Origin of the sequence: Eubacterium sp. CAG:156 (assembly GCF_000434315.1) — a bacterium.
Lineage (GTDB): Bacteria > Bacillota > Clostridia > Lachnospirales > Lachnospiraceae > Eubacterium_U > Eubacterium_U album.
In genome coordinates this window covers 1-22,991 of the sequence record NZ_FR878136.1, presented here as the reverse complement: position 1 = coordinate 22,991, position 22,991 = coordinate 1, and the positions used below count along the sequence as shown (strand labels likewise).

At 33.6% G+C, this 22,991-nt stretch carries 9 protein-coding genes; 5 read left to right on the top strand and 4 right to left on the bottom strand.

The window, feature by feature from the left end; translation table 11 throughout:
- Window positions 1-54 precede the first annotated feature (54 nt).
- A complete protein-coding gene (locus ABMA45_RS01785) occupies window positions 55-624 on the bottom strand; it encodes a biotin transporter BioY (RefSeq protein ID WP_022088168.1) in 570 nt (189 codons plus the stop codon).
- A gap of 419 nt (window positions 625-1,043) precedes the next feature.
- On the opposite strand from ABMA45_RS01785, the gene feoB reads away from it, so the two are divergent.
- Window positions 1,044-3,431 carry a ferrous iron transport protein B gene (gene feoB, locus ABMA45_RS01780; RefSeq protein WP_022088167.1) on the top strand — a complete coding sequence of 796 codons (2,388 nt, stop codon included), beginning with the start codon at window positions 1,044-1,046 and terminating at the stop codon, window positions 3,429-3,431.
- A gap of 361 nt (window positions 3,432-3,792) precedes the next feature.
- On the top strand, window positions 3,793-11,001 hold the full coding sequence (locus ABMA45_RS01775) for a discoidin domain-containing protein (protein WP_022088166.1): 7,209 nt from the start codon (window positions 3,793-3,795) through the stop codon (window positions 10,999-11,001).
- 116 nt (window positions 11,002-11,117) lie between these two features.
- Here the strand turns inward: ABMA45_RS01775 and ABMA45_RS01770 are convergent, their stop codons facing one another.
- Genes ABMA45_RS01770 through ptb form a run of 3 tightly spaced genes read right to left on the bottom strand, consistent with a single transcriptional unit; the run spans window position 11,118 to window position 13,346 of the window.
- Window positions 11,118-11,315 carry a PspC domain-containing protein gene (locus ABMA45_RS01770; RefSeq protein WP_022088165.1) on the bottom strand — a complete coding sequence of 66 codons (198 nt, stop codon included), beginning with the start codon at window positions 11,313-11,315 and terminating at the stop codon, window positions 11,118-11,120.
- A 36-nt stretch (window positions 11,316-11,351) separates the two neighbouring features.
- A complete protein-coding gene (gene buk, locus ABMA45_RS01765) occupies window positions 11,352-12,419 on the bottom strand; it encodes a butyrate kinase (protein WP_022088164.1) in 1,068 nt (355 codons plus the stop codon).
- An 18-nt stretch (window positions 12,420-12,437) separates the two neighbouring features.
- Window positions 12,438-13,346: a phosphate butyryltransferase gene (gene ptb, locus ABMA45_RS01760; RefSeq protein WP_022088163.1), complete on the bottom strand. Its 909-nt coding sequence runs from the start codon at window positions 13,344-13,346 to the stop codon at window positions 12,438-12,440.
- Between the two features lie 297 nt (window positions 13,347-13,643).
- Between ptb and ABMA45_RS01755 the strand changes: the two genes are divergently transcribed.
- The 3 genes from ABMA45_RS01755 to ABMA45_RS01745 all read left to right on the top strand — a co-directional run bounded on the left by ABMA45_RS01755 (window position 13,644) and on the right by ABMA45_RS01745 (window position 22,851).
- A complete protein-coding gene (locus tag ABMA45_RS01755) occupies window positions 13,644-16,829 on the top strand; it encodes a glycosyl hydrolase (protein ID WP_022088162.1) in 3,186 nt (1,061 codons plus the stop codon).
- Window positions 16,830-17,030: 201 nt separating this feature from the next.
- Entirely contained in the window at window positions 17,031-20,612 is a 3,582-nt protein-coding gene (locus tag ABMA45_RS01750; RefSeq protein ID WP_022088161.1) for an InlB B-repeat-containing protein, read from the top strand.
- Between the two features lie 10 nt (window positions 20,613-20,622).
- A complete protein-coding gene (locus ABMA45_RS01745; RefSeq protein ID WP_022088160.1) occupies window positions 20,623-22,851 on the top strand; it encodes a transglutaminase-like domain-containing protein in 2,229 nt (742 codons plus the stop codon).
- The last annotated feature ends 140 nt before the right edge of the window (window positions 22,852-22,991 follow it).

Genomic DNA, 22,991 nt, shown 5'->3' with positions numbered 1-22,991 from the left:
GTAGTTTTTTTGTGACAAACATAAAGCTTGTCTGTTTATGGACTGATATACGAATTATAACTTAATTACTTTTGTTACACGGTCAGATATAATGAATGCAACTGCGAGTTTAACTAAATCAGGAATAACGAAAGGTGTTACGCACCATCCAAGAACAGTTGCAAGACCAATGGCTCCTGTTGATTTCATGTATACAACCATAAACCAGGCTGTACCAAATGCATAGCAGATTGCAAGACCTAAAACTAGTGCAATAAGTTTAACAATAAATTTATTTCCGAATAAAGATGTAAATAACCAGTAAATTAAAGCAGTAGTTAAAAAACCAACAATATAGCCTCCTGTTGTACCTAAAAGTACAGCAATTCCACCTTTAAATCCTGAAAATACAGGAAGTCCTACCGTTCCGAGTAAAATATAGACAATAACAGAAAGTGTTCCACGCTTTCCACCTAAAATTCCTAAAGTAGTAAATACTGCAAATGTTTGAAGTGTAAATGGAACTGTTAATGGAATTGAAATCCAAGAACATATTGCCATTAATGCTGCAAATAAAGCAATTAAAGTTATATCTGTTGCTTTGCTTGATGATTTTGTTGCTGTTAAATTTTCTGTTGTTGACATTGTTTTCTCCTTTTTTTATAAAAATAATCATGTATAGATATTCTGAAATTTGACAGATATCCGAATATGTATTTATTGTTGATTTCAATTGTTGTATTGAATCAATTTTTATCATACATATGACAATATAAATGGTAAAAGATGAATTGTCAACCTATATCGTAAAATAGTTGACAACTAAAATCCCAATATTAGTGATAACACTAATTAATGCACATACTAATTGCTGACAGTTTTAAATTGATATGATTTAAAGCAGAGTTAAAATTAAAAAAATATAGTACATAGTAAAAAACGATGCTATAATGTACAGGATAATACATAATGACAAATGCAATTTGGGATAAGTAATATATCAATATGAATTAATTATTAGAGTATATAGTTAAAGTATCCTTAATTGCAAAAGAGAGGTACATATGAAACTTTCAGAATTAAAGCAAAGCCAATCGGGAATTATTTCTGTGGTTGGTGGAGAAGGAAATTTAAGAGGTCATTTTCTGGATATGGGAATAATTCCGGGAACAAAAATTACTTATGTTAAAGCTGCTCCAATGGGAGATCCCATTGAGTACCGTATATGGGGATATGAATTGACTCTTAGATTAGAGGATGCACAAAAAATAGAAATAAATATGTGCAATGAAAATGATAATAAATTATCGGATAATAAGGTAAAAACGAAGAATAAGAAGATAACGGAATCAGGTAAGGACAAATTGTTACATCATCCAGGTCTTGGAGAAATGGGAATATACCATGTTAAGCAACGTGGCGAAGAATTAAAAGATGATGAATTAATAACATTTGGTCTTGCAGGTAATCAGAACTGTGGAAAGACAACATTATTTAATCAGCTGACAGGCTCAAATCAGCATGTTGGTAATTTCCCAGGAGTTACAGTCGATAGAAAAGATGGACAGATTAGAAAACATGAGAATACTTTGGTTACTGATTTACCTGGAATATACTCAATGTCGCCTTATACAAGTGAGGAGATTGTAACAAGAGACTTTTTCTTAAATGACAGACCAAGAGGAATTATCAATATTGTAGATGCAACAAATTTTGAACGAAACATGTATTTGACAATGCAATTGATTGAGCTTAATATACCGATGGTTTTAGCGTTAAATATGATGGATGAGGTTCATAAAAACGGCGGAACTATTAAGATAAATGAATTAGAAGAAGCATTGGGAATACCGGTAGTTCCTATATCTGCCGCTAAAAATGAAGGTATAGATGAACTTATCGACCATGCGATACACGTTGCAAAGTATAGAGAACGTCCGGGAAGAATGGATTTTTGTGATGCGAATGGTGAAGATGGCGGAGCAATGCACAGGTGTCTTCATTCTATAATGCATTTGATTGAGGATCATGCACATAAAAAAGAGATTCCTACAAGATTTGCAGCAAGTAAATTAGTAGAGGGCGATGACGAAGTGCTTAAAAAACTTGAACTTGATCAAAATGAAAAAGAAACGCTTGAACACATCATTTTGCAGATGGAAAATGAAAGCGGATTAGACAGAGTGGCTGCTCTTGCAAAAATGAGATTTACATTTATTGACAAAATTTGCAAGGCTACAGTTGTTGAACCAAAGCAAAGCGTTGAACATATACGAAGTCAGAAAATAGATAAAGTGCTTACAGGAAAATACACAGCGATACCTTCGTTTATTGCAATAATGGCGTTTATATTCTGGATGACATTTGGAGTGGTAGGTGCATGGCTTTCTAATCTTATGGAAATAGCTATTGATTTTGTTACAAATGCTTGTGATAAAGCACTTATTAGCATACAGGTTAATGAAGTGCTGAGGTCGCTTGTGGTTGATGGAATATTGACAGGTGTTGGAAGTGTATTGAATTTCTTACCGATTATAGTTATTTTATTCTTCTTTCTATCATTGCTTGAAGATAGTGGATATATGGCAAGAGTAGCATTTGTAATGGACAAATTATTAAGAAAAATTGGTCTGTCAGGGAGAAGCTTTGTTCCAATGATAATCGGTTTTGGGTGTTCAGTTCCGGCTATAATGGCTACAAGAACATTGCCATCTGAAAGAGACAGAAAAATGACAATAATGCTTACTCCTTTTATGAGTTGCTCGGCAAAATTGCCTATTTATGCAATGTTTACCGCAGCATTTTTCCCTAGATATGGAGCATTGGTTATGACTGCTTTATATTTTACGGGAATTATAGTTGCAATAATTTACGCGCTAATATTAAATCATACGAAATTTAAGGGAGAGCCTGTTCCTTTTGTTATGGAACTTCCAAATTACAGACTTCCGGGAATAAAAAATGTAGGAAGATTGATATGGGATAAGGCAAAAGACTTTATTACAAGAGCATTTACAATTATATTCTTAGCTTCTATTATAATATGGTTCCTTCAGACTTTTGATTTGAAATTAAATGTTGTTGAGGATTCTAAAGACAGCATTTTGGCTTTAGTTGGAAGTATTATTTCTCCGATATTTAAACCATTAGGTTTTGGAAATTGGAAAATATCAACAGCACTTATTACAGGATTTACAGCAAAAGAAAGCGTTGTAAGTACATTGACAGTTCTTTTCGGTGGAACAAATATAGCACTTTATACAGCATTTGATACAACTACCGCTATAGTTTTTCTTGTATTTACATTATTATATACACCTTGCGTAGCTGCAATTGCATCTGTAAAAAGAGAATTAGGTGGAAACTGGGCAGCAATGATAGTGGTGTTACAGTGTGTAGTTGCATGGATTGTAGCGTTTATTGTTAAAATGTTATTGACTGTTATTGTTTAGTAGAACAGAAATTTAGTGATGAATTTCTTAAAGAAAAGAAAAAAATTTTGACCAATTAGGCTTATGATAGTTAAGTATTTGTGTCAGAAGTTACATAAAACTTATAGAACTAAAAAAATAATATATATATCAGATAAAACCCCATTATTGCTATTGAAATGTTTCAAAAGTAATAATGGGGTTTTATTAAAAATGTATAAAAACAATATGAAATGTTAATGAAAACAAGAAAAAATATAGTATAAAACATACAATAATGACAAAAAAAATATAAAAAAGTTTTTTTAGTTTTTTTGATTTTAAATATGAATTATAATATTAATTAGAAGGAAATTAATAAAATTAGGAAGAGGTAAGGGAAATGATGAATAGGTTACTTAAGAGGGGAGTATCATTAATACTTTCAGCAGCAATGGTTTTTACATTGTGTCCACAGACACAACTATTTAGTATTAAAGCTGCAGAAAGCGATGATACTCCTTATGTAATTTCAAAGGGGAGACCAGTTTATGCAAGCTCACAGAATGGTGATGGAAGTGGACCTGAAAAAGCAGTTGATGATGACATAACTACAAGATGGCAGGCAGCACAGAGTGATAAAGATGAATGGTTTTATGTTGATTTAGGAAAGAAAACGGATATTGACCATATTTATATTCAGTGGGAAGCTGCGTATGCTAAAAGGTATGAAATACAGTTATCAGATGATGAAGAAAACTGGACAACTGTATATGAAAAAGGTACTAAGCCGGGTGCATTTGTAAATATGGCAGTGTCATATGAAATTAAGTATGATGATAATAATAAGTGCTTTTATGCAGCAGCTAATTGGACTAGTGTGGATAATGCAGTATACAGAGTAACAGAGAATGATGAAATTGCCTCAGCTCCTGATAATTACAAATTCACAGGACATGGAGTTGCAGGAGGACAAATAAAACTTGATGAGGGAAAGCATACAATAAAGGTTACGGCATTATCTAAAGATGATGGAAAAGAACTTGGATCAGGAACATGCGAAATTGATGTGTCTATTGGAAATAAAGGAAACAATGGAGTAGAGGTTGATTCTTCAGCAAATCTTAAACAGACTATTAATAAAGAAGATATGAGTGCAACATCTGCAAGATATGTAAAGATGCTTTGTACAGAGAGAGCAACTAACTATGGAGTTTCAATGTTTGAATTTCAGGTATATGGAACAGATGGTGTTGTAAAAAGACCAGTAAATTACGGAGAAAACATCGCACTTAATAAAGAAACAAAAACATCAGGCCTAAAAGATGAATGGTGGATGTATGATAAAGAAGGAAATTTATTACAAAAGGAACTTGATAAAGTAGTTGGAAAGAATGCAGTAGATGGTGATATGAATACATCATTCTCATCTAAAAATGATATTAATCAGTGGTTGAGTGTAGATTTAGGTGACAGTTATGATATAGGTCGTATATCTGTTACATGGACGGGTGATGCAGGAAAAGTATATGATTATCAGGTATCAAATGACGATAAAAATTGGACAAGCATATATAGAAATGTTAAAGGAACACCTAATTCTACGGATAATAGACAGGTATATGCACAGAATGTAAGATATGTTCGTGTCTTAGCGTATAGTAAAGTTGAAAAGGGAAGTGGAATAGGGATTTCAGAATTAGAAGTATATAAATATAAAGAAGGTGATGAAAAACCTGCAATTAATTTACCTGAATTACCAAAGACAAAGACAAAGACAGCAGGTAAAGCAACGTATATTTCTAATGATATGTATTTGGAACAGGCAAAAGTTCCGTATTATAAGACAGATAATGTAAAGGCACCTATAGAAAGTAATGACTGGTGGCAGTCAATGCTTATAAAGAAGTTTGGCAATACAATTTGTACAATGCCTTTTAAAGTTAGATTTTCAACAAAAGGATTAAGTGTTCTTACAGCTACAGACGGATGGCTTCAGGATCATGCAGCTACAGCTGTAAATTTATCTGTTATTTCAGAAACAACACCTGACTTTTATATTTTGCCGGAAAATTTAGACACAGATACAGCTTGTGATAAAGTAGCCGGTTATAGTGATTTTTCAGTTACGGCACAGTTAGCAGATGATAATCACGTAGCTATGACAAGTACGTTTGTAAAAGGCTCACCATATATATATAACGAATTTGGTGATACTGAAGCATTTACAATATCATCGTCTTCTATAACATCTATATTTGATGGAAATGGAAAAGAAATACTTGCAAGTGGTTCTGTTACAACAGACCATATTGGACTTGAAATTACTGATGATGATAATAAAGATAAAACAAAAACATCAAAAAGTTATTATTGTTTATCGGTTCCAGAAGGAACAGTATTTAAAAAAGTAGGAAATAATATTAAAGTTGAATTTGCAAATAAAAATAGCTACATGTCAATTGGAACAATGACATCAAAGAGTCAGATCGAAAAATTCTACAAGCATGGTTATGCATTTGTTGATAAAACTTCTGTAACATATAAATATGATGATGACAATGCAAAAATGACATCAGATTATAAAGTAACAACAAAAGTTAAAAGAACAGGTTTTAATGATACAACATTTATGTGTATGATGCCACATCAGTGGAAATATTCATCAAAGAACGGAAGTGAATTTGCAATATATCCATCAGTAAGAGGAGATATGAAAGCCATTCAGAGTAATGAATTTACTACAGTATCTGATTTTTCAGGATTAATAGCTGTATTTGCTAAGCCAAATGGAGAAAAGGATGCTAATGGAGAGGCTACTTTTGATACAGAAGCCGTATCAAGATATCTTAAGGATTTGGAAAATTCAACAAAGAATATTACACCTGCTGCAGATGCTTATTGGGAAGGTAAGAATTTACATCCACTTGCAATGGGTGTAATAATGGCTGACCAGATTGGTGATATTGAATTGAAGGAGGTTTTCCTTCAAAGACTTAAAGCAAGATTAGTAGACTGGTTTACATACGATGGAAAAAATGACATAAGTTATTTTGTCTATAATGAAGCATGGGGAACTATTTATTATAAGGAAAGTGAATTTGGTGCTAATGCAGCTATCTGTGACCATCATTTCACATATGGATATTTTGTATTTAGCGCAACGGTATTGGCTACATACGATAAAGAATTCTACAATGATTATAAGGATATGATTGAGATTCTTATAAGAGATTATGCAAATCCTACAGCAGACAGTGAATATTGCAGATTCAGAGATTACGATTTGTATGAAGGACATTCATGGGCAGGTGGATATGCAGATAATGATTCAGGTAATAATCAGGAGTCAGCATCAGAATCATTATTCAGCTGGATTGGAATGTATCTTTGGGGAGTACTTACGGAACAGGATTCATACAGGGATGCAGGAATATTTGGATTTACAAATGAAATGGAAACTGTAAAGCAGTATTGGTTTGACTATGATAGAAAAACAGATACTGATGGAAATGTTACTAATAGTAATTGGGTTTCAGATTATCCATATCAGGTAGTTGCTCAAGTTTATGGAGCAATTAACTTCTATGGAACTTTCTTTGGCGGACAGCCATTATATTGTTATGGTATTCATTGGTTACCAATTTCTGAATATCTAACATACTATGGAACAAACCAGACAAGATGTGCACAAATATATCAGGGATTGTTAGATGACACTGATAAGGCAATTGAATATGCAGCAATAGATGCTAAAGCAGAAGGTAAATCTGAAGAAGAAATTGAAAAAATTAAAAATGATTATACAAGAGCTGATACAGGTTGGCAGCATATTACATGGCCATATCTGGCTCTTACAAATCCAACTTTAGCAATTGATAAATTCTTAAAGAATGATACTAAAGTACAGAAAACAGATAATGCATTAACATATTGGTATATTAATGCGCTTAAGGAAATCGGTGTAAGAAGTTCAGATTACAAGATTACAGGAATAGGAATAGCCGGAACAGTATATTATAAAGACAGTGAAAAGAAATACACTGCTGAAGTTTATAATCCTACAGGAGAAAGAAAAACAGCATCTGTAAGGGATAATAAAGGAAAAGAAGTAGGAACTGTTGAAGTGGGAGCTAATTCACTTATAAGTTTTGAAATTAAAGGTGAAGGATTTAGTTATAAGCAGATGTCAGCACCTACTATTAAAGCTACATCATTAGCATCTAAGGATGTTACTGAAAATATTTCAGGAACAAAAGAATTTGATGATACACAGTTAGTAGAGTTAGAGTGCGCAGATGAAGATGCAACTATTTACTATACAACAGATGGTAAGGCACCAACTAATGAGTCTACCAAGTATACAAAAGGTGATAAAATACTTGTATCAAGTGATACAACTTTAAAAGCTGTTACAGTAAAGGAAAATTGTATTAATTCATCGTATGCAGCAGCAACATTTAAAATCAAAGGTGAAACAATACAGAGTGATGAAAATGTTGCATTAAACAAAACTGTTACTGCAAGTACAGAAGATGGTGGTAATAAAGCGGTAAATGCAGTTGATGGCGATGAAGGAACAAGATGGCAGGCAAAGGCAGATGATACAAATGAGTGGATTCAGGTTGATTTAGGGAGAGTAAAAGTTGTTAATACAGTAAAAGCAAAATGGGAAGCCGCTTATGCAGCAACATATAAAGTACAGACTTCTGTTGATGGAAAAATATGGAATATGGTTGCAAATGAAAATGGTGGAACAGGTTATATAACAACGACATTTGAAGCAACAAATGCAAGATATGTAAGAATACAGACAACATCAAGAGCAACAACTTATGGATGTTCAATCTATGAATTTGAAGTTTATGGTGCACGTCAGACTAACAAGCCGACATTGTCAATTTCAAGTGGAACATATGATGATGCACAACAGGTTACTATTGAAACAGATGTAAAGGGTGCAGAAATCAAGTATACATTAGATGGAAGTGAGCCAACAGAAGATTCTGAGACATATATTGAACCTATTACAATAAGTGAATCTTCTTACGTTAAAGCTGTAACTTACAGAAAAGGAATGACTTTATCTGATGCAGCAGAAGCAGAAGTAATTATAAAGGGAACTTTAGGAATTAATAAGAAAGAAGCGTCAATTCCAAGAGATGGACAATTACAGTTGAATGGATTAAGCGATGAAAAGATAACATGGGAATCATCTGATAGTAAAATTGCAACTGTAGATAAAGATGGACTTGTAAAAGGTGTTTCTGTAGGTGATGTAGAAATAATTGCATCAATTGAAAATGGTAAAACAAAAACATGTAAGGTTACTGTAGTTGAACCAATTCCAATTACAAAGATAACTTTATCTGAAACAGAAGTAACACTTAAGAAAAAAGAGCAGGTTTCATTAGAAGCAGAGATAGAGCCTGAAAATACTACTGATAGTAAAGCTCTTACATGGACTTCAGAGAATGATAACATTGCTTCTGTAGATGATAAAGGAAAAGTAACTGCAAATGCAGTAGGAACTACAAAAATAACAGCCAAAGCAGGAAAAGTATTTGCAGAATGTACAATAACTGTAAGAGATGTTACAACAGAAGAAATGCTTGTAGATGAAAACTTTAACCTCGCTTTACATAAGAATGTTGAAGTATCTTCTCTATATACTAAAGAGGGAAGTCAGACAACAGATATCCTTACAAATGGAGTCCTTACAGATAATATATCATATGAAACAGACTGGGATAAAACAAGAACATATGAATATGTTCTTGTTGATTTAGGAAAGAATTATACAATAGAAGCATTAAATAAGGTCGCAATTAAATTTAGTGCTGAAAATACTGCAGCTGAGAATATGTCAGTTCAGTTCTCAAATAATGGCGTTGATTATGTAACAGCATATGAAAATACTGCGCTTAAGTATAGTGATTCAAAAGAAGGATTATTTACATTTGACACAAATGTAAATACAAGTGAAATGTCTAGTGTAAGATATGTTAAGTTCTATATGAAGGGACATAAAGACTGGGGATTCCAGATGAAAGAAGTTGCGGTCTTTAGTACAGAACAGAATGCTAAAGAAGTTGAATTTGGTACATGTACTCCTCCGACAGATTTCGCAGTAACAACACAAGATTTTTCTCAGATTACATATACTATTACACCGGCAGAAGGACAGGAAGATTACACATACGCAATTTGGATTGATGGAGTACGTATGGGAGAACCTGTAAAAGCAGGAACGTATACATTAGATGGAATAACAGATGGAGAACATGTAGTTGAAGTGCACTCATATTGTAAATTTAAGGATAATGACTACATTGCTTCAAAAGAAGGAATTTCAAGAACAATATCAATTGATGATGGAACTTTGTATAAACGTTTAAATACAAAAAGAAATATTGCAAAAGGTTGTAGTATTTCATTAGATTCAGTTTATTCAGGAGAGGGAAGTCAGGATACAAGTGTCTTAACAGATGGAGAAATATCACAGGCATTGGATAAGGTAGTTGAATCGGTATGGGGCGAAAAAACAGCTGTTATAAATCTTGATTTAGGAAAAGATTACAAAAAAGACCAGATAGACGGAGTACTTTTAGCATTCAAAAATGGAGATACTTATGGTAAAAAATACACTGTAGAATTTTCAGAAGATGGCAAAAACTTTGAACAGGTGGCAACTATTGAAAATAGTGAATTTAAAAATTATTTTGAAAATAAGTTGGATATGTCATTATATAGTCATAGTAAGGTAAGATATGTTAGATTTAATTTACTTGAAGGAGCTACAGGTTGGGGATATCAGATATCTGAAGTAGCTGTATTTGATAAAGGATTCTACAAAGTAACAATTGATGGAAATGTTAAAAAAGTAAAGAATGGAGAAACAATTACCTTACCTGATGTAAATTCTGAGGGTACAAATAAACTTGGATATTATGATGTTGAAAATGATGAGACAGCAGCACCCGGAGCTACATATCTTGTAACAAAAGATGCTAAATTTGAAACAATTAATATGACAGTTAATTTGTTAAATGGAGCAAGCATGAGATTTTCGGAACCGTCAGGTTTAAGATTCCAGGCAAAAGTTACAACAGATAATGATGGACTTCTTGAACAGAACGCAGATGGTATAGGAAAACTTGTTACAACAGGAACTCTTATAAGTACAAGAGACTTGTATAATGATAACGGTGAGAAAATTGAACTAGATAGTAAATATACTAAGATTAACATTGTAAATACAGGCTGGTATGATGCTAATAAGAATAAGGATTATACTGATGATGTCGGAAATTACTGTGGTTCAATTATAAAGATTGCTAAATCAAATTATAAGAGAGAATTTATTGCAAAAGCTTATGCTACTATAAATTATACTTATTATAATTCAGATAATGGTAACAGCAGCGTAACAGTATATTCAACTACAACTGATAAGAATGGAAATGAGATTGATGTAGTTGGAAGAACAATAAATTATGTTGCAACAGCTATAAAGAATTCAATAACATATTATAATTCATTACCTGAAAATGCCAGAAAATACGTTGATATGTATTTAGATGTTTCAGAAGAAAATACAAGCGAAGAATAATGTTTAAAAACTGGTTATAATTTTGGGCTACCCACATATTTGACAAACAACCAAAAAACTCTCCTACAAAATGAACTCATAATGTAGGAGAGTTTTGAATTTATTACTTTTTCATTCTACATATCGATGATATTATCATCTGGAATTACTAAAGCACATATAATATAAATTATTATACCTGAGCCATAGAAGAGTGAGAGAATAGCCCATATAAGACGTACAACTGTAACGTCAATATTAAGATATTCAGCAAGTCCTCCACATACTCCGGCAAGCTTTTTATTTTTTGATGATTTGTATAATTTACGCTTCATAACTACCTCCGTATAAAGCAATTTTAAAGTAAATAATTAGTAAACCATAGCTTCTTCTTCACCTGTAACAACTCTTAATGCACCCTGAGCAAGAGCAAGTAACTCATCTTCACCAGGATAAATTGTAACAGGAGCAATCCATTCAACAGCAGCCTTCATATCTTCCTGAGTTTTAGCGTTGTAAGCAATACCGCCTGTTAAGATAATCTGATCAACTTTTCCACCAAGAACTACAGACATAGCACCGATTTCTTTGCATAACTGATAATGGAATGCATCAACTACAGCCTTTGCTGTTTCGTTACCTTCTGCAATCATTTTCATTAAATCTCTCATGTCATTTGAACCGACATAAGCGTTGAAACCACCATTACCATTAATCATCTTTCCAACTTCTGCCTGAGTGTATTTTCCACTAAAGCAAGCCTTCATTAATGAACCTGAAGGAAGTCCGCCTGAACGTTCAGGTGAGAATGGGCCGTCACCATCTAATGCATTTGCAACATCAACAACTTTACCATTCTTATGAGCACCAACTGATACTCCGCCACCCATATGAACAACGATTAAATTTAAATCTTCGTATTTCTTACCAACTTCTTTTGCATATCTCTTAGCAACAGCTTTCTGGTTTAATGCATGGAAGATTGAAATTCTAGGGAATAATGGATGTCCTGATAATCTTGCAACATCAGCTAATTCATCAACTACAACAGGATCAACGATATATGATGGAACGTTAATCTGTGCTGCAATTTCATGAGCAAGAATACCACCAAGGTTTGATGCATGCTGTCCCTGCTTACCAATCTTTAAATCTTCAAGTAATTCAGGAGTAGTAGCATATGTACCACCTGGAATTGGCTTTAATAAACCACCACGACCTACAACAACATCAATAGTTGAAAGGTCAACATTCTTTTCTTCTAAGACTTTTAAAATAACTTCTTTACGGAAGTCCTTCTGATCATAAATTGTTGCGTACTGCGCAATTTCTTCAGTTGAATGTCTTAAAGTTTCTTCCATAAGCTGTGTTTCATCTTCGTAAACACCAATTTTAGTAGAAGTAGAACCCGGGTTGATAATCAATATTTTGTATGACATTTTAATACCTCCAAATTATTACATTGCTTCAGCAACTACAGCTGCTAATGCGATTGAATTTACTTTAACTTCAAATTCATCAGAACGTGATGTTAAAATAACAGGGGCCTTTGTACCTGTTAATATGTTGCCATTTTTAACATCTGCTGTATGAACTAAACATTTATATGTGATGTTACCTGCCTGAATATCAGGGAATAATAATACATCAGCATCACCAACAATTTTTCTGTTAGTTGTTCCTTTGTGGAATGCAGCTTCAGGTTCGATGGCAAGATCAAGTGAAAGTGGTCCGTCAACGATACATCCTGTGATTTCTCCATTTTCATTCATCTTAGTAAGTGCTTCAGCATCTACTGTACATGGCATTTTAGGATTTACAACTTCAACAGCTGCAAGAGGAGCTACCTTAGGACATTCAATTCCACATGCATGAGCAATTTCAACTGTGTTCTTAATAATCTGAGCCTTTGTATCAAGGTCAGGATAAGGAACGAATGCAACATCTGATAAGAATAATAAATGATCAATACCCTTAACATCAAATACGCAAACATGTGATAATGTTTTGTCAGTTCTAAGACCAACTTCTTTATCTAATACACTCTTAAGGAATGATTTTGTATCTATAAGACCTTTCATGTACATATCAGCTTTTCCGTCATGGACTAATTTTACAGCTGTTCTTGCTGCTTCGATTGGATCAACAACATTGATGATTTCAAATTCATCTGCATTCATCTTTAAAACACTGGCAATTGTACGAATCTTTGCTTCATCACCAACTAAAATAGCTTCAGCAATATTTCTGTCTTTTGCTGCCTTAACTGCTTCTAAAACTGCATCATCCTGTGCACAGGCAACAGCAACCTTTTTCATAGGGCATTCTGCAACCTTTGCAAGTAAATCGTCAAAACTTTTTGTCATTTTGTTTACCTCTTCAATATTTATAAATTTTTTTTGGATTTATATCCTGTGCTTAACCACTTTAAATAGTAGCACGGTATATTTGACAGGTCAAGAAATAGAAAGAAAAATAAAGAAAACTTACTTATGTTTATGTGTAAAAATAGAAAAAGGATACTAGGATAAAATATTTGTACTTGTTTCCGGATATAAATTTATACTATAAATAGTATGGAAGTCAAAATAAGGTAGCGGGAAAGTAGTATTTTGTATAACTATTTATGATATGAGGGAACAGTAGAAGGACAGGAGAGTGTTATGAGAAAAAAATTAAGTAAGGTAATGGCATTAATATGCGTTGCTACAATTACAGTAACAAGTATGCCTTATTTGTCTGATTCGACTAAAGGTGCAACTATGGACTTTAGTGCTGAAAACAGTTCAGTAATGGTAGACAAAGGCGGATATAAGAAAGAAGTCTATGGTGTTGGTACAGACGACTGGGGAGTAACATGGACAGATAGAAAAAACAATTTACCTACAAGAACAACATATTTAACAGATAATTACAAAGAAACAGTTGGAACAGTACCTACAAATGATTGGGCGAGCTCAGTTGTATTTGACAAATATTCAGAATCATTGTACGCACATCCACTTGCATACCGCGCAGCAAGTAATGGAATGCAGATGGCATCACCGGCGGTTACTAGTGGTACATCATATGTAGATGGAGAACCTACAGTAGAAAGTCTTTTAGAAGATAATACGGTAGAACTTGTTGTTGGTGGCAATAACTTTAGTGCAAAGGATGCAAAAGTTGATAAAACTACAGACTGGACATACGATATATTGATGGAGAACAATGCTTCAACATCAAGCATAATGGCGACAATCGGAAAAGGAACACCATATGCTTACTATACATTTAAAAATGTAGAACCAACTATTTCATTGGGAGCAGGTGGAACAGATCTTGCGATATATAAAAATTCAACATCTTCAAATATTTTAGGGGTAAGTCTTAAGAACAGGAAAGACGGAAAGACACATTACTACTTGATCAGTGCACCAAGTGGTACAACATGGGTTAATGCGGATGGAAAACTCACTGCAAAAATGCCGGCAGGAAAAAACTACATGTCAGTTGCAATATTACCTGACGGAAGTGACAATGCATTTGAATTATATAAAAAATATGCGTTTAACTTTATTACAGATACAAAGGTTGAGTGGAAATATCTTAAAAATTCTTCAAAAGTAGTTACAAAGTATAATGTAATTACAAAGAACATGGAAACAGGAGCAAACGGTGGAGACACAATTATTGCTTTATATCCTCATCAGTGGAGATATACTAACAGTAAATTTACAGGATATACATATGAAACGATTAGAGGAACAATGAAAACAGTTGTTGGAACAAACTATTCTACAACAATGCAGTATAATGGAATTTTATCATCACTTCCTGTAACAAAAGATGAAGAGACAGTAGGAAAAATAAAGGATCAGTTAGGATATTTATACTCTTATAGAAAATCAAAAGATAATCCAAAATGGATTTGCTTCTTAGAAGGTCAGTATGGCGGATATGATACATACTGGGTAGGAAAAAATCTTAACACATTATCAGATGCAATATGGCTTGCAGACCAGTTTAAAGATAACGACATGAAGACTATGACAAATGACATGGTTGAAGGTGTTGAAGATTATCTGAAATTTTGGTTTGACCCATATCGGGCATATATAAACGGTCAGTATGTAGATGATTATTTTTATTATGATAAAGAGTATGGAACGCTCATCGGCTATCCTACATCATATGATTCAGATAAGCAGGTAAATGACCATCATTTCCATTACGGATACTGGATAAAGGCAGCTGCAGCAGTTGCAATGAAAGACCCACAGTGGGCAAAAGAATGGGGCGGAATGGTTTATGAAATGATAGGGGACATTGCAAATGCAAACAGAGACGGAAGCAGTTATAACAGGAACAGCGAGACGAAGTATCCTTTCTTAAGAAATTTTGACATATATGAAGGACATTCATGGGCATCAGGAGTTGCAAACTATGAATTTGATGAAAATGGTGAAATGGTAGATAAAAAAGGTGGACTTTCAGGTGGTAACAACCAGGAATCATCATCGGAATCAGTTAACGCGTGGTCTTCGCTTATTCTTTGGGGAGAAGCTGTTGGCGATGAAAGAATCAGAGACCTTGGAATCTACATGTACACAACAGAAATAGCAGCAATTGAAGACTATTACTATGATGTACATAATGAGATTTTTACTAAAGAATATAAAGATAGTAATAATTATAATATCCAGACAGTAACAAGATTGTTTGGCGGAAGATATGATCATACAGCATGGTGGACAGAAAATCCAATAGAAGTTACTACAATTACAATGCTTCCAATATCAGGGGCAACACTTTATATGGGAAAATACAAAGATAAAGTTAAGGCGGTAGTTGACAGCATAGGAGAAAACAGTAAGCAGTGGACTCATTTTGTAAATAATAAGGAACAGATTTGTGCAAATTACGGAAAAAAAGATATGCTTACTGATCCTAAGACAAATCAGGACGTGGTTGCTGAATACTATGCATACTATGACCCGGATGCAGCACTTGCAAAAGTTGATTTAAGTGATAGCGGAAAAGTTGAAAATGGTGAATCAAGAGCACATACATTAGCTTACATTACAAGTTTGAAAGAATATGGAAACCAGAATTTTGATATAACAGGAAGTACTCCATTTTCAGTTGTATTAGAGAAAAATGGAGTTAAGACTTACGTTGTAGAAAATCACACAGATAAGACACAAAGAACATATTTCTCAGATAAGACATATGTTGATGTACCGGCAAATTCAGTTTATGCAGGTGGAAAGAGCGGAGATGGAGAAAATCCAAATAAAGATGATTCACAGGAAATAACAAAGCCTGAAGCAACTACAGCAAAACAGAGTGAAACTACAACAAAAGAAGAGACAACAACTAAAAAACAGGAAGAGACAGTAAGTAAAGAACAAACAACAACTGACAAGTTGAATGAATCTACCACAGAGCAGGTACAAGTTACAACAAAAGACGAAATTAAAGAAAATCAGTCTACAAAAGAAAATAAGCATTCAGATGTGACAACAACTGCGAATAAAGAAGGTTTTAGTACAGGTGGATTGGGTAATGATGAAAAATATCAGGCACCTGGTAAAGCTAAAAAACTTAAAGTAAAGAAGAAAAGCCTTAAGAAGATTCGCCTAAGTTGGAAAAAAGTAAGTGGTGCAAACGGATATCAGGTTTCTGTAAAAGTTAGAAAGAAAGGCAAATTTAAAGTTGTAAAGACAATAAGAAAAAATAAAAATAAATATATTAGACGCAAATATAGAAATAAAATTATTTATGTTAAGGTAAGAGCGTACAAAATAGTTGCCGGAAATAAAATTTATGGAAAATATTCTGCTGTTAAAAAGTATAAAAACAAATAATTAAGTAAAGCCATTATTAAGGATGATTAGCACAAAATGTTCTTGGTAATGGCTTTTTATTTGAAAAAATAAAGTATAAAACTTATAAAAAACTCAACAAAATGCGACGAAACTATTGACTTTCACTCACTAAACTGATAAAGTGAGAGCTGTTAAAAACGTTTCAAAACGTAAGATAAATTAAATATGGGAGGTTTTACAATGAAAAGCAGGTTACTAAAGGGGATTTCCTGTCTGCTTGCTTGTGTAATGTTGTTGGAGGCTACATTACTGTACTTTACAAAAGATGTTTATTCCAACGAAAATGTAATTGCACTAAAGAAAGAGGCAGTGAAATGGATTGAAGACAGTCAGAATGAGGATGGCTCATGGGGGAAGAGTTTAGGTATATATAATACAGCAGAAGTATTAAAATATACAGGAAAACAAAATCTTTCAGGGGATGTCAGAGAGAAAGCCGTAAAATATCTTGATACGGCGTATGAAAATAACAATGACGATCTATATAGAAAAAATTCCATTAATGAAATAACAACAGAAGATAAAATAAAAGAAATAATTAAAATGCAAAACAATGACGGAAGTTTCAGTGTAAGCGATGAATACAAAGGTGACATATTTGATACACTTCTTGCACTTGAAGCAATGCTAAGCAGCGAATTGATGAATAAAAAGTCAATGGAAAAGGCTGTTTTATTTGTTTTGTCAAACCAGAAAGAAGATGGCAGTTTTTCATACACCGGCAAAAAAGATGGTGGAGTATACATAACTGCATATGCAGCTTTTATATTAAAAAAATACATCAGCGAAAATGGTGGAAAAGAAAGTGAAAAGCTTGCCCTTAACAGAGCAAATGAGTATCTTGTTTCAAAGGAAAATGAAATAATCGGAAATGATGAAGAATCATTAATGAATTTATTAATGATTACAATTGCGCTGACAGAGATTGATGCAAATAGAACATTACAGAGGATTGAAAAAGCAGGAAAAGAAATAAAACAGGATGGAAGTCTCAATCAAGATGAATGTTTAACAGCAATGTTTGTTTACGCAATAGATGAATATCTTACATTTGTCAGGGATGAATCAGTTATATCGGGTCCCCAAATAACAGGTATAGCAATAAATTCAGATGAAAACATAACCGCATACACAGATATAAAAGTTGTTCCGGAAATAATTGGGATAAATGATGAAAAACATGAAGTGTCTGTGTGTATGGGAAACGAAAGCACAGCTTATGTAAAAGGAACAGAAACTGACGACGGATATGTAATTAATACGAAAAACATGGAACCGGGTGAATATTACATTGTTACAATGGTTACAGATAAAGAAAGCGGACAGGTTTTGGCAATAAAAAGAAAACAGGTAGAAATCAGTGAAGGAATTAAAATATTTAAATCAGTTCTTAATTATTCACCAAAGTCAGTATCTGTTAACACAAAAAAAGAAATAAAGTTTAAGTTGAGGGCAGAAACAGGAATAAACACGAATACCGACATAGACATAAACATAAATGTTGAAAATCAGAATGGCGAAAATGTTTATGAAGACAATCGCAACATTGATGCAGACGCAAATACAAAATACATTGAATGCAATGATTTTTCATTCATGTCACAGGCAGACACGGATGATTTATATACAGTAACAGTAAGGTATAAGAATAAAAATACTGTTATTAAAACCGACAGGGCACTGATAAAAGTTTTTGATGAGGAAAATGAAAACAGGATTGACATAAAATACGAGGCTGATAAAGATGAAATAACTGACGATGATAAATATGTAAATGTTAAGTTTGATATGCAGGGAATTGGTCTTTCGGAAAATATAAAAAGAAGACCGATGGATATAGTTATCATATTGGATAATTCCGGAAGCATGAGAACAGAGGATTGGAAAAATGCAGAAGAGGGAGCAAAGATAATTGTAAACTATATGCAACCGGAAGACAGGGCACTGATAAGATATGTTAACCGGGGAAATGCGGAAACGGGATTTTCAAATGATAAAGAGTATCTGAATGAAGTGCTGAGCAGAGGCGTATGGCTATGGGGAGGAACACCTATATACAGTTCAATAAACAACTCAATAAATGATTTAAAAAATTCCGAATACAGAGATAAGGTAATATATCTGTTTTCAGATGGAGAAAGATGGGGAGATTCTCCTGAAATAAATGTTAAAGAACTTAAGGACTTGAACATAACCATATATTCAGTGTTTCTTGAAGCAAATGCATCGGAAGAAAGCAGGGTGGAGGCAAAAAAGACAATGCAGTACATTGCCGACATATCAGACGGTGTGGCATTATCTGCACCGACAAATGATGAAATAGCAGAATGCGTGGCAAAACTTGCAAACGACATATTCATGGTTGCGGGTAAAAACATAGAACTTAAGATGAAATTAAATAAAGACATAAATCCTGATGACATTGAATTCAGTAATGCCCCTGATGAAATAATAAAAAATGATGATGGCACAAATACACTATTATTTAAGCAGGGCTACTTAAGCGTGGGTCAGGATAACAACATGGAGATGAAAGTACCCGTAACAGGAATTGCGGATGACGAAATAATTAATCTCATGGATGAGATAACACTTTCATATACAAATGAAAATGATGAAAAAGTTGAACTTAAACTTGATCCCTTAACCGTAAAACGAAAAATAACAACTGAAATCGTTGAAACGGAACCTGAGACAAAACAGAGTACAGAAGAAGCAGTAGATAAAAAGGGAATATATGCCAAAAATGTTATCCCAAAGGAAAGTGACGAGCAGGGAAAAGCCATTAAGGGAAATGTAAGTGTGGACAACACGGATATGGAAACAGGAGATACTGCAAAAATTTCTTATGTAATCGAAAATAAAGGACAGGAAAAGGAAAACGGCATTTTAAAAATAAGTGCAATAAACATAAAGAACAAAAATGTAACTGAATTGGAAAATAAGGAAGTAGAAATCGGACAGGGAGAGAAAATTACTGAAACCATAGATACAGACACTTCATTACTTGGAGAAGGAAATTTCTTAATCATATATCAGTTTGTGACAGATGATGAAGTAATTCTGATGGATGAGGCAGGATTTAAACTTACAGACCATGCTTATAATTTTAAAATTCAGTGTAGCGACGGTGGAAGTGTTGTTTCAAAGTTTATGGAAACTTATAAGGAAGGACAAACCATAAGCCTTAAGGCAAAAGCAGACGATGGATATATATTTGCAGGATGGGAGTGTGACTATGGAGCATTCTCCGACAGGTATGATAAATCTACAATGTTTACAATGCCGGGTAATGATGTAACGGTAAAAGCAGTATTTGCGAAAAAGAAAAATATGGAAAATCACGACAACAGTATTAGTGAATCCGTAACAAAAGATAATAGCGGTGAAAAACCGGGCAATGAAATTACAACACAAAAAGCCGTGAAAAAAGATGGAAATTCAAATGTTAAAGGCAGGTCGGAAAAGTCAGAAAAGAATTCTGCCTCAACAAAGGAAAAGCATGAGAAGAATGCCAATATAAGTGGGAAACATAAAAAAGAGTATGGTAAGAATGACAGCATTAAGAAAAATAGTGATGGCATAAAAACATACAACGTGGATGAAAATAATCAAAACAACAAAGAAATAAAATCAGGCTCACCCGTAAAAACCGGTGATTTTGAAACAAGAAAAACAATTGCAGCATTGATGATTATTCAGTTCATTTCAATTATAGTCATTATATTTATGGCAGGAAAAAAGGAAAAAGAAGAACAATAGGGGTTAAAAAATGTATAAAGAGAAAAAATTTAACAGGGTTTTAAGTTTTATTCTGATAGTGGCAATGGTGACAGTGTCAATGTATGTACCGGGAATAAAGCAGAATACCACTAAAAGTTCAGACATAAATGAAGCGTATCAGTTAAGTGAAGCAGAAGTTAAAACACAATCTGCAAAAAATGCTGAGAAGTTAAAAACATATATGTCTGAAAGTGTAAATAAAGTAAAATCAAAAAAAGAAACCGCAGAAAGTCTTAAAAATATTCTTGAATATGTGTCGGAACTTAAAAAATCTGTTACAGATGAAATGAACAAGGCACAAAAATATGCTAAAGAAGAAAATCTTAAAACAGTATTAAAGAGAGTAGAAGAAAGCAGCAAAGAAGTTAGCAAAGACTTTGCAGATACAGAAAATGACATAAACAGAGTGATAAAACTTTGTGACAAAAAAGATGTAAGCAACAAAGAACTAGATAATGAATACGCTAATCTTACAGATGAAGTCAGAAAGATAACGGAAAATGAAGACATAGAAACAAAAGTGCCCGATAAACCACATCAGACCTCTAAAAGTTATGATGTAAGTGAGAGTGTAGGAAAACAGACACCGGATAGCAGTTTGTACACGACATCTTTGTTAAAGAAAATAGAAAACGGAGAGTGTGATGGAGAGAGCACACAGGATGAAGCATTAATTTTAAGTGATGAGGCTAAAAAGATAGCCGATACGCTAAATACTCCGTATGAAATATATAAATATGTAAAAGATACAGTAGATTTTAAGCCTTATTACGGTTTAAGATATGGTGCTACAGGTACATTTACATGTAAGGTGGGAAATGATTATGATACGGCATCGCTTCTAATAGCAATGTTGAAATACAGAGGATTTGAAGCGAGATATGTAGTAGGAACAGTACAGATTGAAATAAAAGAGGCAATTAATCTTACGGGTGCAGACAATGAACAGGGCGCAGTTGATATTTTATCTATGCTTGGGATTCCGACAACGGTAGTAAAGACTGATGGAAAGATAACAGCCGTAAGAATTGAACATGTATGGGTAGAAGCGTACATACCATATGACAGTTACAGGGGAAGTGGAAAAGTAGCCGGCGCAAAAGAATGGATTCCAATGGATGCCTCATATAAAAAATACGAAAAGCAGGAAAAGTTAAACTATGACAGTGATTTTAATGAGGAAATAAAAAAACTTAGTGAAGAATTAAAAAATGAAAACGCGACAGGGTTTAGTGAAAATCTTGAAAGCATTCAGGATAGGATAACTGAATACGCAAATGAAGAAAGTATTGAAACTGACACAATTTTTAGCAAAAGAAAAATAAAGGAAGACACTCTTAGCTTACTTCCGTCCGTACTTCCATATGAAGTAATAAAGGAAAATGCCGTATTTGACAGGGCACCTGAAAAGGCGAAGGCAAAGATAACATTTAAACTTACAACACCGTTTTACGGTACATACGCAATTGGAGATTCGGATAAAGAAGTAACATTTGAAGCAGCATCATTATATGGAAAAAATGTCTGGATTGAATATATTCTGGAAACAGATGAAGATGAGAAGATAATAGAAAAGTATGGCGATATATATAGCACACCTGCATATCTCATTAAGGTTATTCCATGCATAATGGCAGACGGAGAATGTGTTGCAAAGGGGAATGCAGTACGTCCCGGAACATATACAATATTTGGAATGGATATATATGAAGCAGGATGTGAAACAGTATCAGTTGACAATCCTCTTGTTGCAGGTGGAAGTTATGCGGTTTCATTTGATTATGGAAAAATAAGCGAAGCTGATTTAAGCGATGCAAAGACCGAACTGCTCAGTTTAAAGGAAAAACTTGAATCAGGAAAAGAAAGCAATGACAGGGCAATGGGGGAAACACTTTCAGGAATAGGCACAACATACTTTGCACAGCTTGATATGGCAGACAGTATGCTTGAGGGAATATTAAATGTCACAACATGGAGACAGATAAGTGAGGGAATTTTTGGATACAAACCAAAGGTCACAAGCATATTTGGTGCACCAATCGGATTATCTGAAGGGACAGTGTTTGTTGATATAGACACGGATACATATGGAGTTGCAGACAACGGAGATAAAATCAGAACTTCTGAAGTAAACAATGCTCAGGAAAATGAAAAAGACAGCAACAGTGATAAAGAAAACAATGTGGACTATAATCCGGTAAGGGATTTCATGCTATAATGGAGATAAAATCAGAACTTCTGAAGTAAACAATGATCAGGAAAATGAAAAAGACAGCAACGGTGATAAAGAAAACAAGGTGGACCATAATCCGGTAAGGGATTTCATGCTCTATAGCGGATTTGTAGGTTCATATCTTG

What these genes read in the sequence shown, in the direction of transcription:
- ABMA45_RS01785 (WP_022088168.1), bottom strand. Translation starts at nt 624, where the DNA reads ATGTCAACAACAGAAAATTTAACAGCAACAAAATCATCAAGCAAAGCA.
- feoB (WP_022088167.1), top strand. Translation starts at nt 1,044, where the DNA reads ATGAAACTTTCAGAATTAAAGCAAAGCCAATCGGGAATTATTTCTGTG.
- ABMA45_RS01775 (WP_022088166.1), top strand. Translation starts at nt 3,793, where the DNA reads ATGATGAATAGGTTACTTAAGAGGGGAGTATCATTAATACTTTCAGCA.
- ABMA45_RS01770 (WP_022088165.1), bottom strand. Translation starts at nt 11,315, where the DNA reads ATGAAGCGTAAATTATACAAATCATCAAAAAATAAAAAGCTTGCCGGA.
- buk (WP_022088164.1), bottom strand. Translation starts at nt 12,419, where the DNA reads ATGTCATACAAAATATTGATTATCAACCCGGGTTCTACTTCTACTAAA.
- ptb (WP_022088163.1), bottom strand. Translation starts at nt 13,346, where the DNA reads ATGACAAAAAGTTTTGACGATTTACTTGCAAAGGTTGCAGAATGCCCT.
- ABMA45_RS01755 (WP_022088162.1), top strand. Translation starts at nt 13,644, where the DNA reads ATGAGAAAAAAATTAAGTAAGGTAATGGCATTAATATGCGTTGCTACA.
- ABMA45_RS01750 (WP_022088161.1), top strand. Translation starts at nt 17,031, where the DNA reads ATGAAAAGCAGGTTACTAAAGGGGATTTCCTGTCTGCTTGCTTGTGTA.
- ABMA45_RS01745 (WP_022088160.1), top strand. Translation starts at nt 20,623, where the DNA reads ATGTATAAAGAGAAAAAATTTAACAGGGTTTTAAGTTTTATTCTGATA.